Genomic DNA, 15382 nt, shown 5'->3' with positions numbered 1-15382 from the left:
GTCAACCTCCCCACCCGCGTGAGAGCGTGGCCTGGGTGCGCTCGCCGTCGTCTCCTTTGAGGCGGAAGACGGAGCGCACGATGGCGGGCGCGGCGACAAAAAGCAAAATGAGGGCGTTAAAGATGGAAACGATGTGGACGGAGAGTCCGGCGCGAATTTGTAGGAAGTCGCCGCCAATACGGAGGGCGCCAAAGACAAAGGCGGCGGGGATGATGGCCAGAGGGTTGTTGACGGCCAGCAGGCTGACGGCGATGGCGTCGAAGCCGTAGCCGGCGGCGAAGCCTTCGGGGAGGACGTGGGTGATGCCCTGAACTTCGATGATGCCGGCAACACCCGCCAACCCGCCGCCGATGACCATGCTGAGAATGTACTGTTTCCAGGGAAGAATGCCGGCATATTGCGCCGCATCCTTATTCAACCCCGTCGTGCGCAGCGCAAACCCCCACGTCGTCTTAAACAGAAAATAATACGCCGCCACCGCCAGCAGCACTGCCACGAAAAAGCCCAGATGCAGGCGGCTGCCAAACAAGCGCGGCAGTTCCGCCGCCTTGTGGATGGGCAGCGTCTGCACCGTGGACGGGTTCGGGTCCTTAAATGGGCCGCGCACGGCAAAATTGACAAAAGCAATGGCGATAAAATTGAGCATGATCGTGTTGATCACCTCATGCGACCCCAGCCGCGCCCGCAAGAATCCGGGAATGAAGCCCCACAGCGCACCCCCGACGAAACCCGCCACCAACACCACAATCGCCAGCAGCACAGGGGGCAAATCCAGATAGATGCCGGTTAGCGTGCCGGCCAGCGCGCCCATCATGAACTGGCCTTCCGCGCCAATGTTAAAAAGGCCGGCGCGGAAAGGGATCGCCACGGCCAGCCCCGTCAAGATGAGGGGCGTCATGGCGACCAGCGTGTTGGTGCGCCCGCTGCCGCGTAGCAGCGCCCCATCCACAATCCCCCAGTAGCCGCGCAGTACCTTCTCCCAGCCAATCGCCGGCGTCTGCGCGGTGAGAATGATGGCGATGGCCGCCAGGATGAGAGAGGTAATAATCGCCACGATGGGAATTTGCAGCCCGCGCCACAGGCGGCGAAGCAAGGTTCTTAATTGGCTGTTGGTTGATGGCTTGGTGTCGCTCATAGGTTTTCTCTCAGGTGCGACGATCTTTTATGGGGCAACGGCGGAACCGGCCATGAGTAGGCCGACTTTTTCGCGGGTGGCGGCGGCGATGGGCAGCACGGCCACGATTTGCCCGTGGAACATGACGGCAACGCGGTCTGACAGGCTAAGGATTTCGTCCAGTTCGGCGGAAACAAGCAACACGGCGCTGCCCTGGTCCCGTTGGGCGACGATCTGGTTATGGATGAATTCGATGGAGCCAACGTCCACGCCGCGCGTGGGTTGGTTGGCGATGAGGAGTTTGACGGGATGGGAGAATTCGCGGGCGACGATGACTTTTTGCTTGTTGCCGCCGGAGAGATTGCCGGCATGTGTATAAATGCTGGGCGTGCGTACATCGAATTTGTCCACCAGCATCTGCGCCTCCGCGTCAATCTTCACCTGATTTAGCATCGGCCCCTGGGCAAACGGCGGCAAATAGTACCGATTCAGGCAAAGGTTGTCGGCGATGGTATAGGCCATCACCAATCCATGCTTCTCCCGGTCTTCGGGGATGTGGGCCACGCCCAGCTCCGTTACCCGCCGTGGCAAAAAGTGCGTGGCGTCCGTGTCGCCGATACGCACCGTGCCCGACCGCACCGCGCGCAGCCCGGTGAGCGCCTCCACCAGTTCCCGTTGCCCATTTCCCTGCACCCCGGCCACGCCCAAAATCTCCCCGGCGCGCACTTCCAGGCTGACGCCGCCGACGGCGAGGTGATGCCGGTCATCGTCTACATGCAGATCCCGCACCTGTAGCACCGGCACGCCCGGATGCGCTTCGGACTTTTTCACCTGCAGGATTACCTTGCGCCCGACCATCATTTCCGCCAGGCTGGCTTCCGTGGCCGCTGCCGGTTCCACTGTGCCCACCATTTGCCCCTGGCGCATGACGGCGATGCGGTCGGCGACGCGCAGCACTTCCTTTAGCTTGTGCGTGATGAAGATAATGGAGACGCCGCGCTCCGTCAGACCGCGCATGATGACGAACAGTTCTTCCGCTTCCTGCGGCGTGAGGACGGCGGTGGGTTCGTCCAGGATGAGGATGTCGGCGTGGCGGTAGAGAGCTTTGATGATCTCGACCCGCTGCTGGATGCCGACGGGCAGGTCGCGGATGAAGTCATCGGGGTTGACGGCGAGGTTGTATTGTCGGGAGAGGGTGCGGATGCGGTCGGCAACTTCCTGGCGGTTGATGCGCCCCAGCATGGGGAGTTTGGCGAGGAGGCCGCGGGTTTCTTCGACGCCGAGCATGATGTTTTCGGTGACGGTCATGACGGGGATGAGCATGAAGTGCTGGTGGACCATGCCAATGCCGGCATGTATCGCATCATCCGGCGAGTCCATTTCCAGCTTACGCCCATTAACCCAGATTTCCCCCTCATCCGGGCGATAGAGGCCGTAGAGCATGTTCATCAGCGTGGTCTTGCCCGCGCCGTTCTCCCCCAACATCGCCAGCACCTCCCCTTTGTACAGCGTCAGATCAACCGAGTCGTTCGCCAATACGCCCGGAAATCGTTTTGTCAGACCACGCGCTTCCAAAACAGGTGTTTTTGTCATGAACGGGACTCTCCCGGAGCCGTCGCGCAGGCGCGCTACTTGCTCCGATGGGATAGGGTTTGTGGGGGTTGCTAACTGGCAATGCCGGCAAATTGTAGCCGCAAACACCTAAATTCGCTACCTTTTTCATCACGTTGCGTAACGTGGTGAAAAGCCAGGCCCTATCAGCAAAACGAACAATTCCCTCCTGCTTCTTATTGCCGCCCTTATCTACATGCCCCTTCGGCTCTATATTGCGCGGGTTCGCATATCATTCCATGAGAAACGCTTTCGCGCCCATCTCCAGGATCGCGGCTATCGCCTTTTGCAGCTTTCCTTCCATGAGGGGAATCCCTTCCGCAACTATTCTGACAACTACTACGTCGTCACCTGCGCGACACCAGAGAACGACATCTACCGCGCCCATTGCCGCACATCCCTTTACTCAAATTTCTTCTGGACGCAGCCTCACCATATCGGACATTTATCCGCCACCGAACTGGAGCGCAGGTACTCCGTCCCCCTGCACAAGTCAACGAAAGAACAACTCATGGACCACTTGACCAGTCCATACCGGCACGAACGACGCCAGGACGCGCAAAAGATCGCACAAAGCGAGACAGTTGACCCGGTGGTGGTGCAGCTTAACGAAGATTTCCCTGTTCGACCCGGACGCCAACGTGCGCGCGGCGGCAATGGAAGCGGTCAACAATCATCAATCCTCCCCCTGACACGTCCGATCTGAGCGAAAATGAAGACACCCCTATCGGCGTGTTGACGTTACGACAGGGGGATTTGTTGCCCCATGTGGGCCAATTCCGCATGGGCGGCGCGGATGGCGGCGCGGGCCGCGGAATCGGGGTCCAACGCGGGATTGGTGTGGTTCAAATGCGTGAGCAGCAGGCGGGCGGGGAAGCGGCGGGCAAAGGCGAGCGTGTCGGGAATCAAGGGATGGGCCACGGGCGGGCGTCCGCCGAGTTCGTCCGCGCTGTAAAAAGAGGCATCCACCAGGGCCACATCCGCGAGCCAGAACCAGCGATCCGCCTCCGCCCACAGTGGCCAGGCGTCAATATCCGGCACGTACAGCAGGGATTGAGCCGGACCGCGCACGAAGAAGGCCAACGTCCCCGCGCCCACCTCATCCCGGTGCGGCACGGGCAGGGGTGTGATGGTCAGGTCGGCGGACAGGGGGACCGGCTGGTGGGGAACGAGCGGGTGCAGGCGCAGGTTTTGCCGCAGCGGTTGCCACAGGGGCGTTTGCCGCAGCAGTTCCAGCAGGGGGGCGGCGGCGTAGAGGGGGAGGTCGCGCGCGAACATGCCTTCGGGGCCAAGCTGCGGCAGGCCGCCGATGTGCCCCATGTGCGCGTGGGTGAGGAAGATGGCATCCGGCTGGCGCAGGCGGTGGGGGCGGGTGGCGTGCGGGCCAAGCCAGGGGGCGAGGGCGTTGATCTGGTATTTGATGTCGGGGGTGGCGTCAATGAGCCAGACGCGGGTGGGCGTCTGGCGGGTGTCGATCAGGGCCAGGCAGGCGGCGTATTCGTTACGCCCGGCGCGGCAGTGGGGGCAAAGGCAGGCGATATGGGGCATGCCGGCATCTTGCATCACCCCCAACACCAGCGCAAACACACTCCCCATCACTCCGCCCGCCCCAAAATAATCGTCGCATTGTGCCCCCCCATGCCAAACCCGTTGGACATTACCATGCGCAGCGACGACGGACGCGCCGTATTGGGCACGTAATCCAGATCGCAGGCGGGATCAGGCGTTTCGTAGTTGATTGTGGGGGGGATGATGCCGGCATTCAACGCCTGCACCAACACCACCGCCTCCAGCGCCCCCGCCGCCCCCAACAAATGCCCATGCACCGACTTCGTGGAACTGATCGCCACTCGGTACGCATGGTCGCCGAACACCGTTTTGATCGCCGCCGTCTCGCTCTTGTCGTTGAGCTGCGTCCCCGTGCCGTGGGCGTTGATGTAGTCAATGTCCGTGGGCGGGATGCCGGCATCCGCCAGAGCCATCCGCATCGCCCGCACCGCGCCCGCGCCATTCTCCGCCGGCGCGGAAACGTGGTAGGCGTCGGCGCTGGTTCCATAGCCGAGGAACTCGGCATAGATGTGCGCGCCGCGCGCCAGGGCGTGTTCCCGTTCCTCCAGGATGAGAATGGCCGCCCCCTCGCCGGTGACGAAACCGTCTCGCCGGATGTCAAAAGGACGAGCGGCGCGCGCCGGGTCGTCGTTGCGCGTGGACATGGCTCCGGTGGCGTTGAAGCCGGCGATGACGATAGGCAACAGCGGCGCTTCCGTGCCTCCCGCCAGCATCACCGATGCCTCGCCACGCTCAATGATGCGAGCGGCCTCGCCGAGGGCGTTGTTGCTGGCGGCGCAGGCGGTGGCAATGGCCATGTTCGGGCCGCGCAGCCCGAAGGCGATGGAAATGGCGGCGGCAGGCGCGTCCGCCAGCAACATGGGGATGAAGAAGGGGGAAACGCGGTTGAGGCCTTTGCTGCTGGCTGTGTTGAGGCCGTCCAGCAGGGTGTTCATGCCGCCCAGGCCGCAGCCGAGGACGACGCCGATGTCGTCCTGGTTGGCGTGGGTGGGGGAAATGCCGGCATCTCGCAACGCATCCTCCGCCGCCGCCATGGCAAACTGCGTGCTGGGGTCCATCCGCCGCGCGTCCTTGCGCCCAAAACGGGCCACCGGATCGAAATCCCGTACTTCGCCGCCAAACTGCGTCTTCAACTCTCGCGTATCGCAACGTGTCAACGGTCCAATGCCGGACACCCCATCGCGGGCGCGCGCCCAGGTCGCTTCCGGCGTATGCCCCAGCGGGTTAATCGTCCCCATCCCCGTAATCACCACACGTCGTTTCTCGTTCATCATTCACCCTGGCGCATCGCGCCCCATCTCCGCCCCCCTACAAGATGATATAACCCACCATCGCGGATCAGGTTGCTGACAGGGCCGAAAAGCAGCGCGCAAGCAACAATGCCGCCAATCTCGCGCGGCCTTTGGGCGACACCCACTCTTGCGCCCCCTTGTCAGGTCACGAACTGGCTTCTATACTATGCAAACATTTGTGCGAAAAAGGAACCGCCCATGACGAGACAACCGTCCCGCACGATTTACCCGCTCTCCGCCCTCCGCGCCACCGTGCTGCGCACCCAACGCCTGGCAACGCCCCATGACGCCTCCCCCACGCCCACGCCCGATGCCATCGCCGATCTCGTGCGGGCACTCGGCTACGTGCAGATCGACACGCTGCACGTCGTCCAGCGCGCCCATTACGTCACGATATGGTCACGCTTCGGGTCATATGCGATTGATGATTTCCACAAGCTGATTTACACTGCCGGTCAGCGCCGGCTCTATGAGGGGTGGGGCCACGCCGCCAGCATCATCCCGCTGGAATATTATCGCTACCACAGATGGCGCACGAATCGAAAAATCAGCTACAACCCCGCCTTCCAGGAATGGGCGAGCAAGGGCGGCAATCGCCAGTTGGCCGCGCAGACTTTGGCGCGCATCCACGAGGAAGGCGGGCTGCGCGTGGGCGATTTTGAGTACAAAGGCCCGCGCAAGGGGGAGTGGTACGACTGGAAGCCGCCGAAGATGGCGTTGGAGGCGCTGTTTGCCTGGGGCGATCTGATGGTGGCCGACCGCGTGAACTTCCATCGCGTGTATGATGTGCGGGAGCGCGTGCTGCCGGCATGGGTGGACACCACGCCCGTCAATCCCGATGAGGCGCGCCGCTTCTGTCTGGAGCAGGCGGCACAGGCGCTGGGCGTCTTTGAGCCACGTCATCTCACTCTCTACGCTTACATGAGGGCCACGCCTGCCCGCTCACTGATCAAGGCGCTAATCGCGGAAGGCGCGTTGGTGGAGATTCAGGGCGAATCCATGAACGGAACACAAAAATGGCTGGTGCATCGTGACAACCTGTCCCTGCTCCAGCGTGCCGCGGAGGGGGATGTCAAGGCGAATCGCACTACCTTTCTCGCCCCGTTCGATTCGTTGTTCTGGGCGGGGGAGCGGGATCAAAAGCTGTGGGGCTTCAAGCAACTGCTGGAATGTTACAAACCGGCCGCGCAGCGTGTCTATGGGTACTTCTGTTTCCCCATTCTGCACAAAGACCGGTTGGTGGGTCGCTTCGATCCGAAACTGGACCGCCAATCGGGCGTGCTGCACCTGAAGGCGCTCTACCTGGAGCCGGGTGTTGGCCTGGATGATGAGCTTGTGGTTGCGGTTGCTGCCGGCATGCGTGACTTCCTCACCTGGCACAACGCCACCAGCCTCCAAATAGAGAAAAGCAACCCATCCACATTCGGCGAAAAACTGATGCGCGCCCTGTAGCACGTCTCTTTTCTAAAAGCACCCTGTCCATTTGCCCAAGAGGCGCGTTTCATTTCAGTTGACCACTGCTGTAGGACCATTCGCCGAATTGTCCGCCGCCATGAAAGGACAGTGCGAGCAAATTGTGCGACGGCGCGGGCAGCCTGAGCAACCTATTTGAAACACACCCACCCAGGTTAGTTGCCAGTTATTTCAGAAATGCGAACAATATACGGAGAATAGCAAGCCGGTAGCAAAACAGGTGATTTTATGAAAGTGCCCCACCCAATACCATATCAAGGAAGCAAGCGGAAAATAGCCAGATATGTTCTTGCCTGTTTTCCGCGCGACATTGACACGCTCATTGAGCCGTTTGCCGGGTCAGCAGCGATAACGATTGCGGCTGCTTCTTTAGGCAAGGCTTCGCGTTTTTACATTAACGATCTCAATGCTCCATTAATGTCGTTATGGGAAGAAATCATAAACGACCCTCAAGGATTGTCGGGAAAATACGCTCATTTGTGGGAAGAACAACAGGAAAACGCACGAGAATACTATGATCTCGTGAGGGACAAATTCAATGCCACACACAAACCTGAATACTTGTTGTATCTCTTAGCCAGATGTGTTAAAGCATCGGTTCGGTATAATCCCAAAGGGGAATTCAATCAAAGCCCGGACAACAGACGATTGGGACGTCGCCCGCAACAGATGGCAGGCGATATACATGCAGTATCGAACTTACTGCGGGGCAAAGTCACAATAACCAGTCAGGACTATAGAGAAATGTTATCCTTCATGGAAGAGGGTGATTTGGTATACATGGATCCGCCATATCAAGGGGTCTGTGGGACCGGGGATCCTCGCTATTATGGGGGGATTAACTCCGAAGAGTTTGTGCAGTTCCTGGTAGAGCTTACGAGCCGGGATATTTCGTTTATTCTTAGCTATGATGGGCGTACAGGGACGAAGACTTATGGGAAGAGTCTTCCATCCAACCTGGAAATGCGACACATTGAAATCAATGCCGGCAGATCCACGCAATCCACCTTGCTAGGGCGTAAAGCGATAACGTATGAATCGATCTATCTCTCAAAGGCTCTTGTATCGCGGTTAGGCCCCAAAATACAGGAAATCGAAGGGAAAACACACAAGCGACCCGCGCGGCAGCTTGAGCTATTCCAGATGTAATACGGACAATACGGTATAATAAACGCATGTCTGCTACGTATGTTGTCGTTGACCTGGAAACAACGGGGTTGGACCCGAACCGCGACGCCATTATTGAGGTGGCGGCGGTTGCTTTTGAGTTGGATGGTATTGTGGAGGAGTTTTCCACGTTGGTCTATCCGCATCAGGGCATTCCGGCGCTGGTGACGGACCTGACGGGGATTACGGATGAGATGGTGGCGGATGCGCCGGGCATCACGACGCTGCGCCCCCAGTTGCGCCGTTTCCTGGGGGATAGCGTGGTGGTGGGGCACAACGTGGATTTTGACATGGGGTTTTTGCGGGCCGCGTATGTGGGGGCGAATAATGCGCGCCTGGATACGGTGACGCTGGCTTCGATTGTGCTGCCAGATGCCGGCAAATACGCCCTCGACGCCCTCATCAAACACCTCAACCTGGACAACCTCACCGGACGCCAGGAACACCGCGCCCTCGCCGACGCCCACCAAACCGTCGCCCTCTTCTACACCCTCCTCGAGCGAGCGCAGCGCATGGGCGTGGCCCGCCTGAACGAAATCGTCCAGAGCGGGCGACGACTCGGCTGGCCGGAAACACGCTTCTTTGAAGAAGCGTTGGGATTAGCCGTGCGGCATGGATTTGGGCGTGGCGGGGCGCAGCGCGTGGAGAAGTTGTTCGATCCGCCCAAAGTGGAAGGGCCCAACCTCGCCGGCGTGGGAGACGACCCAAAGAAAATCGACGCGCAGGCCATCGCCAACATGCTCAAACCGGGCGCTAATTTCAGCCGCGCCTTTCCCGACTACGAATACCGCGAACAGCAGGTCGCCATGGTGCGGCGCGTGGCCGAAGCCTTCAACCACGGCGAACACCTGTTTGTGGAAGCGGGCACGGGCACGGGCAAGAGCATCGGCTATCTCCTGCCCGCCGCCTTCTGGGCGGACAGCAACGACCGCCCCGTAGTCGTCTCTACCAACACCATCAACCTGCAAGACCAGCTTATCAGCAAAGACATTCCCCAATTACAGCGATTGCTTTTTTTCGACCTGCGCGCGGCCATCCTCAAAGGAAAGCGCAACTACCTCTGCACCCGCCTTTTTGAGCAGATGCGCCACCGCGGCCCAGGCAATGCCGACGAGATGACGCTCTATGCGCGCATTCTCAACTGGCTACCCGGTTCCGACACGGGAGACGTCAACGAGATCACCCTGCGCACGCGCGAAGAACAGCTCGCCTGGAGCCGCCTCAGCGCGGAAAACGACGGCTGCAACCGTGATGTGTGCGCGCAGGCGCGCTGCCCGCTACATATCTCGCGTCAGCGCGCGGCCAAGGCGCACATTATCGTCGTCAATCATTCGCTGCTGTTGGCCGACGTAGCTGCCGGCAATATGGTCATCCCCGAATACCATGATCTAATCATTGACGAGGCCCACCACATCGAAGCCGCCGTCACCGACAGCCTCAGCTTTGAAGCCGACAAACGCTACCTGGATTCCGTGCTGGAAGACATCGTGCGCCCGCGCGCCGGCCTCCTCGGCCAGGCACAAGCCGCCGTGCAGGCCGTCGTCCCCGCCGACGTGGCCCGTCGCTTCCACGCCCTCGCCGACAGCACCCGCGAACAAGGCGTACTGGCCGCCAGCTACGTGGAGGATTTCTTCGCCACACTGCAATACTTTGTGCGCGACCACCTGAACCAGCGCAGCCAGTACGCGCAGCAGCTCCGCCTCACGCCCGCCCTGCGCACCCAGCCCTATTATGATGAAGTGGAAATGAGTTGGGATAACTTGCGCAAGCCGCTGAAAAAGATCAGCGAAGGGGTGCAATCCCTGGCCGGCGGATTGGCGGAGCTGCGCGACGATTTTGAACTGGAAGATGGCGAAGACCTGGGGTTGGGATTGACCAACCTGGGGCGCGACCTGGCGGAGATTCTGTTGAAAACGGACGCCATCATCGCCGCGCCCCAGGATGAGTGGATTTACTGGATTGAGATGTGGCGTGACCGCATTTCGCTGCACGCCGCGCCGCTGCACATTGGCCCCCTCTTCGCCGAACACATCTTCAAGACCAAAGACACCGTCATCCTCACCTCCGCCACTATGCGCACCGCGGACCCCGGCGCGGGCACGGAGCCGGGCTTCACCTACATTCGGGAGCGGCTGAATGGGCATGACGCCGCCGAACTGGCCGTGGGTTCTCCCTTTGACTACAAAAGCTCCACGTTGGTCTATCTCCCCACGGACATCCCCGAACCGAACCAGCCAGGCTACCAGCGGTACGTGGAGCAGGCGATTATTGACGTTGCCACGACATTGGGTGGGCGCACCATGGCCCTTTTCACGTCCTACAGCCAGTTGGCGCAAACGGTGCAGGGCATAGAGGCGACGCTGAAAGGCCAAGGGATTACGGTGCTGGCGCAGCTTGAGGGAGCCTCACGGCAGCAGCTTCTGGAACAATTCAAGGCGGAGGACGCGCGCGCCGTCCTTCTGGGAACCCGCTCCTTCTGGGAAGGGGTGGACGTGCCTGGTCCTGCTTTGCAGGCGGTGCTGCTGGTGAAAATCCCCTTCGACGTGCCTTCCGACCCCATTTTCGCCGCCCGCTCCGAGACGTATGACAATCCCTTCTTCCAGTACAGCATTCCCGAAGCGGTGTTGCGTTTCCGCCAGGGCTTTGGTCGCCTTATCCGCCGCCAGAACGACGAGGGTATTGTCGTTATTCTGGACCGGCGCGTGATCAGCAAGCGATATGGGCAGCTATTTCTGGAGGCCCTGCCGGAATGCACCGTTATCCGCCAGCGCATGGGTCGCCTCGGCGAATTGACGCAGCGCTGGTTTAACCGGGAGCGTGCCTAGCATGAGCCTGCGCCACTTCATCACGACAACGCTACGCCCCGCCGTGTATCACGGACATGGCAAACGTCCGCCCTTCTTTGAGGGTTGGTATTTTAAGTTGGTGGATGCGGCACGGGGGCAGGCGTGGGCTGTTATTCCGGGGATTTATGTGGGGGAAATGCCGGCACAAACCCACGCCTTCATTCAGGTATTAAACGGCAATCGGAACGTCGTGGAATATCACCGCTTCCCCCCGGAAGCGTTCGCCGCCTCCAACCGCCAGTTCGACGTGCGCATCGGCGACAACCACTTCACCACCAACACACTCATCCTCAACCTGCCAAACCTGCAGGGACGCCTGACATTTACGGGAACCATCCCCTGGCCGGTTACGCTACCATCTCCAGGCGTCATGGGCTGGTATGGCTGGGTTCCGGTGATGGAGTGTTACCATGGCGTGGTGAGCATGGATCATCGCATTGATGGCCGCCTGGTCCACGATGGACACATTATTGACTTCAGCGGGGGGCGCGGCTACATCGAGAAGGATTGGGGCCGGCATTTTCCGCGCACGTGGGTCTGGCTACAAGCAAATCACTTCCCCACGCCGGGGACGAGCCTGATGGCCTCCGTCGCCCGCATCCCCTGGATTGGGCGCGCTTTTCCCGGTTTCATTATTGGCTTGTGGCACGAGGGAATGCTGCATCGCTTTACGACGTATACGGGGGGGGTGCTGGAAGCGGTCAACGTGGCAGACACGGACGTACAGGTGGTGGTGCGGAACCGGCGTCACCGGCTGACGATTACGGCGCGGCGCTCCGCGGGGGCGACGTTGCTGGGGCCGACGCCCCAGGGGATGGCGCCGTTTGTGACGGAGATGCTGGGAGCGGCGGTGCGGGTGGTGCTGACGGACCTGGATGGGCAGGTTTTGTTTGCGGAGGAGAGCGAAAATGCCGGCATGGAAGTCGAAGGCGACACCTCCCTGCTACAGCCATAACATCCCCCCCCCGCAAAAAAAAACATCCCGCCAGAGATGGGCGGGATGTTCCCAGTCACAAAAGTCAGTCGCGCGCCAGCGCGCCAGGCGACATCCCGGATTTTGCCAGGTCTGGCCCAATCCGCGTCCGCCTGACACGCTCAACTCAAACGCATATTCTCAATCGTAATCGTCAAATTCGGCAGCGCATCCAGATCGAAATCTTCATCATTTTCGTACAACTGCTCCATAATCGTCTCCAAAGCAATCATATAGGCATCGTACGAATCCAGTTCATCGTTTTCATCCGTTTCTACTTCCAGTTCAATCGTGCTGCCGCCCTCAACAACACCGCCATCGGCCAATTCCAACTGAAAGGTATAGTCAAAATCGAGATTGGTGTCCATGTCAAACTCCTTCGAAGTATCGTTTTTGATTCGTGATAGCCGGTTGCGAATTCCTCCGCGCCATCATTTTTCATTCGCCGCGGAACGCCAATCATGCCCGCTCTCGCGGACCATTGGCAACAGACAACCAGAAATCTACCAAAAAGCAGACACGCCTTCATGGATTCTTCCATGAAGACGCACCACCGAAAGGCTGGATTGTAACCTCACTGCCTATAGAATACCAGAGACACGCAAACGGCGCGGTGAGCATCGACCTGCGTACACACATGCAAACCCACCAACGCACAGAGGAAAACATGAACAACCGAAGGATGTGGGCATGGTTATTCGTCACGGCACTGCTGGGGTTGAGTTGTCAGCTCGTTACGGGAACAGGCAGCGGCAATCCGGCGGCGGCGTACGGCGTCAAGCGGGACGAAGGGCTGTTCCTGGCCGGTGGGCAACCGCAAACGCTGGACCCGGCCACCACGTTGAGCGGACCAGACAGCATCGTTGGACACGTGTTCAGCGGGCTGGTGCAGCTTGACACACAGTTGCAAGTGCAACCAGACCTGGCCGCCGGCTGGCAAGTCAGCGAAGATGGCACGCTCTACACCTTTTTCCTCCGCCACAATGCCGTGTTTCACGACGGACGCCCCGTCACCGCCGCGGACGTCGTCTTCTCCTGGGAACGGGCCACCGACCCCGGCCTGGCCTCCGATACGGCGCTGACTTATCTGGGGGACATTGTGGGCGTGGCGGAGAAGGTCAGCGGCGCGGCGGACCACATCGCCGGGGTGCGGCAACTAGACGATTACACGCTCCAGGTACAAATTGACGCCCCCAAAGTGTATTTTCTGGCAAAACTGACCCTGCCCGTGGCCTTTGTGGTGGACCGGGAAAATGTGGCCGCGCCCGATTGGGAGCATCACGCAAATGGGACAGGACCGTTTCGGCTCCAGGTATGGAAGGATGATGAGATTATTGTACTGGACCGCAACGAGCAGTATTACCGCACGCCCCCGGCATTAGCCCACGTCGTAGTCCTCATGGGAGCGGGCATTCCCCTATCCCTGTACGAAACAGGCCAGATCGATATGGTCGGCGTCGGTGGCAGCACCCTGGAACGGCTGCGAGACGTAGATAATCCCCTATCGACGGAGTTGCAAATGAGCGTGGATTTTTGCACATCCTACGTGGGTTTCAACGCCGGCGCCCCGCCATTTGACGACGTGCGCGTGCGGCAAGCATTTACGCTGGCAATAGATCGGGAGCAATTGGCACGCACATTGTTTGGAGAGGACGCCATTCTTGCCTCTGGCCCTCTTCCGCCTGGCATGCCCGGCTACCAACCTCCAAACCCGCTTCCCTTCGACATTTCCCAGGCGCGGCAGCTTCTCGCCGAAGCGGGCTACCCCAACCCCACGGACCTCCCCCCCATCACCTTCGCCACGGACGGCTACGAGGATATCGGCCCCCTCGTGACCACCCTCATCACCCGCTGGCGGCAAAACCTGGGCGTTACCATCACGCCCACCCTGATAGACCCTTACCGCTACTCTCAGTCACTGTACGACAACCCTGCCAACCTCTTCACCTACGGCTGGTGCGCCGACTACCCCGACCCGGAAAACTTCCTCGACGTCCTCTACTACAGCGGCTCCCCGCAAAACCTGGGTCGCTTCCATGACGCCGATCTGGACGCCCTGCTGCTACAGGCGCGTAGCACAGCAGACGTCACGGCGCGGCTCGCCCTGTACGCCCAGACGGAACAGCGCCTCGTGGCCGCCGCCCCCGCCCTCTTCATCACCCATCCCCTCTCCGCCATCCTCGTCAAGCCCACCATCTACGGCTACACCCTCACGCCCATGGGCGTCCCCCAGTGGCAAAACCTATCCCGCCAATCCAGCCCGCAGGTCAATTTGCCGAAATTGACCGGACAAGACAGCGGCCCGTCCTACAACGCCGCCACCCGCAGGTCAATTTGCCGAAATTGACCGGACAAGACAGCATCTTGTCCTACATTGCGGCCATCCGCAGGTCAATTTGCCGAAATTGACCGGACAAGACAGCGTCTTGTCCTACATTGCGGCCACCCGTAGGTCAATTTGCCGAAATTGACCGGACAAGACAGCGTCTTGTCCTACATTGCGGCCACCCGCAGGTCAATTTGCCGAAATTGACCGGACAAGACAGCGTCTCGTCCTACAACGCCGCCACCCGCAGGTCAATTTGCCGAAATTGACCGGACAAGACAGCGTCTTGTCCTACATTGCGGCCATCCGTAGGTCAATTTGCCGAAATTGACCGGACAAGACAGCGTCTTGTCCTACATTGCGGCCACCCGTAGGTCAATTTGCCGAAATTGACCGGACAAGACAGCGTCTTGTCCTACAACGCCGCCATCCGTAGGTCAATTTGCCGAAATTGACCGGACAAGACAGCGGCCCGTCCTACAACGCCGCCATCCGTAGGTCAATTTGCCGAAATTGACCGGACAAGACAGCGTCTTGTCCTACAACGCCGCCATCCGCAGGTCAATTTGCCGAAATTGACCGGACAAGACAGCGTCTTGTCCTACATTGCGGCCATCCGCAGGTCAATTTGCCGAAATTGACCGGACAAGACAGCGTCTTGTCCTACATTGCGGCCACCCGTAGGTCAATTTGCCGAAATTGACCGGACAAGACAGCGGCCCGTCCTACATTGCGGCCACCCGTAGGTCAATTTGCCGAAATTGACCGGACAAGACAGCGTCTTGTCCTACAACGCCGCCATCCGCAGGTCAATTTGCCGAAATTGACCGGACAAGACAGCGTCTTGTCCTACATTGCGGCCACCCGCAGGTCAATTTGCCGAAATTGACCGGACAAGACAGCGTCTTGGACAAGACATCCGTAGGTCAATTTGCCGAAATTGACCGGACAAGACAGCGTCTTGTCCTACATTGCGGCCACCCGCAGGTCAATTTGCCGAAATTGACCGGA

General features: G+C 59.9%; 11 protein-coding genes. 6 read left to right on the top strand and 5 right to left on the bottom strand.

What is annotated here, in order from left to right:
* Window position 1: 1 nt before the first annotated feature.
* Both H6650_01735 and H6650_01730 read right to left on the bottom strand, forming a co-directional pair.
* Complete coding sequence (locus H6650_01735; protein MCB8950713.1) at window positions 2-1135, bottom strand: ABC transporter permease; 1134 nt, start codon at window positions 1133-1135, stop codon at window positions 2-4.
* 27 nt (window positions 1136-1162) lie between these two features.
* Complete coding sequence (locus tag H6650_01730; GenBank protein MCB8950712.1) at window positions 1163-2707, bottom strand: ABC transporter ATP-binding protein; 1545 nt, start codon at window positions 2705-2707, stop codon at window positions 1163-1165.
* Window positions 2708-2921: 214 nt separating this feature from the next.
* Between H6650_01730 and H6650_01725 the strand changes: the two genes are divergently transcribed.
* The gene (locus H6650_01725; GenBank protein MCB8950711.1) at window positions 2922-3431 is read left to right on the top strand and encodes a hypothetical protein; all 510 of its coding nucleotides are present in this window, start codon (window positions 2922-2924) and stop codon (window positions 3429-3431) included.
* A gap of 35 nt (window positions 3432-3466) precedes the next feature.
* On the opposite strand, the gene H6650_01720 is transcribed toward H6650_01725, so the two are convergent.
* Together H6650_01720 and fabF are read right to left on the bottom strand one after the other, a co-directional pair.
* Complete coding sequence (locus tag H6650_01720) at window positions 3467-4321, bottom strand: MBL fold metallo-hydrolase (GenBank protein ID MCB8950710.1); 855 nt, start codon at window positions 4319-4321, stop codon at window positions 3467-3469.
* On the bottom strand, window positions 4321-5565 hold the full coding sequence (gene fabF / locus H6650_01715) for a beta-ketoacyl-ACP synthase II (GenBank protein MCB8950709.1): 1245 nt from the start codon (window positions 5563-5565) through the stop codon (window positions 4321-4323). The genes H6650_01720 and fabF overlap by 1 nt, the downstream gene beginning before the upstream one ends.
* Window positions 5566-5784: 219 nt before the next feature.
* Between fabF and H6650_01710 the strand changes: the two genes are divergently transcribed.
* The 4 genes from H6650_01710 (at window position 5785) to H6650_01695 (ending at window position 12027) form a co-directional block, all read left to right on the top strand.
* The gene (locus H6650_01710) at window positions 5785-7038 is read left to right on the top strand and encodes a YcaQ family DNA glycosylase (protein MCB8950708.1); all 1254 of its coding nucleotides are present in this window, start codon (window positions 5785-5787) and stop codon (window positions 7036-7038) included.
* 249 nt (window positions 7039-7287) lie between these two features.
* On the top strand, window positions 7288-8208 hold the full coding sequence (locus H6650_01705; GenBank protein ID MCB8950707.1) for a DNA adenine methylase: 921 nt from the start codon (window positions 7288-7290) through the stop codon (window positions 8206-8208).
* Window positions 8209-8234: 26 nt separating this feature from the next.
* Window positions 8235-11051, top strand: a complete 2817-nt coding sequence (locus H6650_01700; GenBank protein MCB8950706.1) for a 3'-5' exoribonuclease — start codon at window positions 8235-8237, stop codon at window positions 11049-11051.
* A 1-nt stretch (window position 11052) separates the two neighbouring features.
* Window positions 11053-12027: a hypothetical protein gene (locus H6650_01695; protein ID MCB8950705.1), complete on the top strand. Its 975-nt coding sequence runs from the start codon at window positions 11053-11055 to the stop codon at window positions 12025-12027.
* Between the two features lie 140 nt (window positions 12028-12167).
* Here the strand turns inward: H6650_01695 and H6650_01690 are convergent, their stop codons facing one another.
* Entirely contained in the window at window positions 12168-12413 is a 246-nt protein-coding gene (locus H6650_01690) for a hypothetical protein (protein ID MCB8950704.1), read from the bottom strand.
* A gap of 299 nt (window positions 12414-12712) precedes the next feature.
* Here H6650_01690 and H6650_01685 point away from each other — a divergent pair, with 299 nt between their 5' ends.
* A complete protein-coding gene (locus H6650_01685; GenBank protein ID MCB8950703.1) occupies window positions 12713-14392 on the top strand; it encodes a peptide ABC transporter substrate-binding protein in 1680 nt (559 codons plus the stop codon).
* The last annotated feature ends 990 nt before the right edge of the window (window positions 14393-15382 follow it).

It is taken from the genome of Ardenticatenales bacterium, assembly GCA_020634515.1.
In the GTDB taxonomy this organism is placed as follows: domain Bacteria; phylum Chloroflexota; class Anaerolineae; order Promineifilales; family Promineifilaceae; genus JAGVTM01.
This window is presented reverse-complemented; position numbering and strand designations above follow the sequence as displayed.

Bases quoted from the DNA above. Each gene is read 5' to 3' on its own strand.
- H6650_01735 (MCB8950713.1), bottom strand. From the start codon at position 1,135: ATGAGCGACACCAAGCCATCAACCAACAGCCAATTAAGAACCTTGCTT.
- H6650_01720 (MCB8950710.1), bottom strand. From the start codon at position 4,321: ATGGGGAGTGTGTTTGCGCTGGTGTTGGGGGTGATGCAAGATGCCGGC.
- H6650_01705 (MCB8950707.1), top strand. From the start codon at position 7,288: ATGAAAGTGCCCCACCCAATACCATATCAAGGAAGCAAGCGGAAAATA.
- fabF (MCB8950709.1), bottom strand. From the start codon at position 5,565: ATGAACGAGAAACGACGTGTGGTGATTACGGGGATGGGGACGATTAAC.
- H6650_01700 (MCB8950706.1), top strand. From the start codon at position 8,235: ATGTCTGCTACGTATGTTGTCGTTGACCTGGAAACAACGGGGTTGGAC.
- H6650_01685 (MCB8950703.1), top strand. From the start codon at position 12,713: ATGAACAACCGAAGGATGTGGGCATGGTTATTCGTCACGGCACTGCTG.
- H6650_01690 (MCB8950704.1), bottom strand. From the start codon at position 12,413: ATGGACACCAATCTCGATTTTGACTATACCTTTCAGTTGGAATTGGCC.
- H6650_01710 (MCB8950708.1), top strand. From the start codon at position 5,785: ATGACGAGACAACCGTCCCGCACGATTTACCCGCTCTCCGCCCTCCGC.
- H6650_01725 (MCB8950711.1), top strand. From the start codon at position 2,922: ATGCCCCTTCGGCTCTATATTGCGCGGGTTCGCATATCATTCCATGAG.
- H6650_01695 (MCB8950705.1), top strand. From the start codon at position 11,053: ATGAGCCTGCGCCACTTCATCACGACAACGCTACGCCCCGCCGTGTAT.
- H6650_01730 (MCB8950712.1), bottom strand. From the start codon at position 2,707: ATGACAAAAACACCTGTTTTGGAAGCGCGTGGTCTGACAAAACGATTT.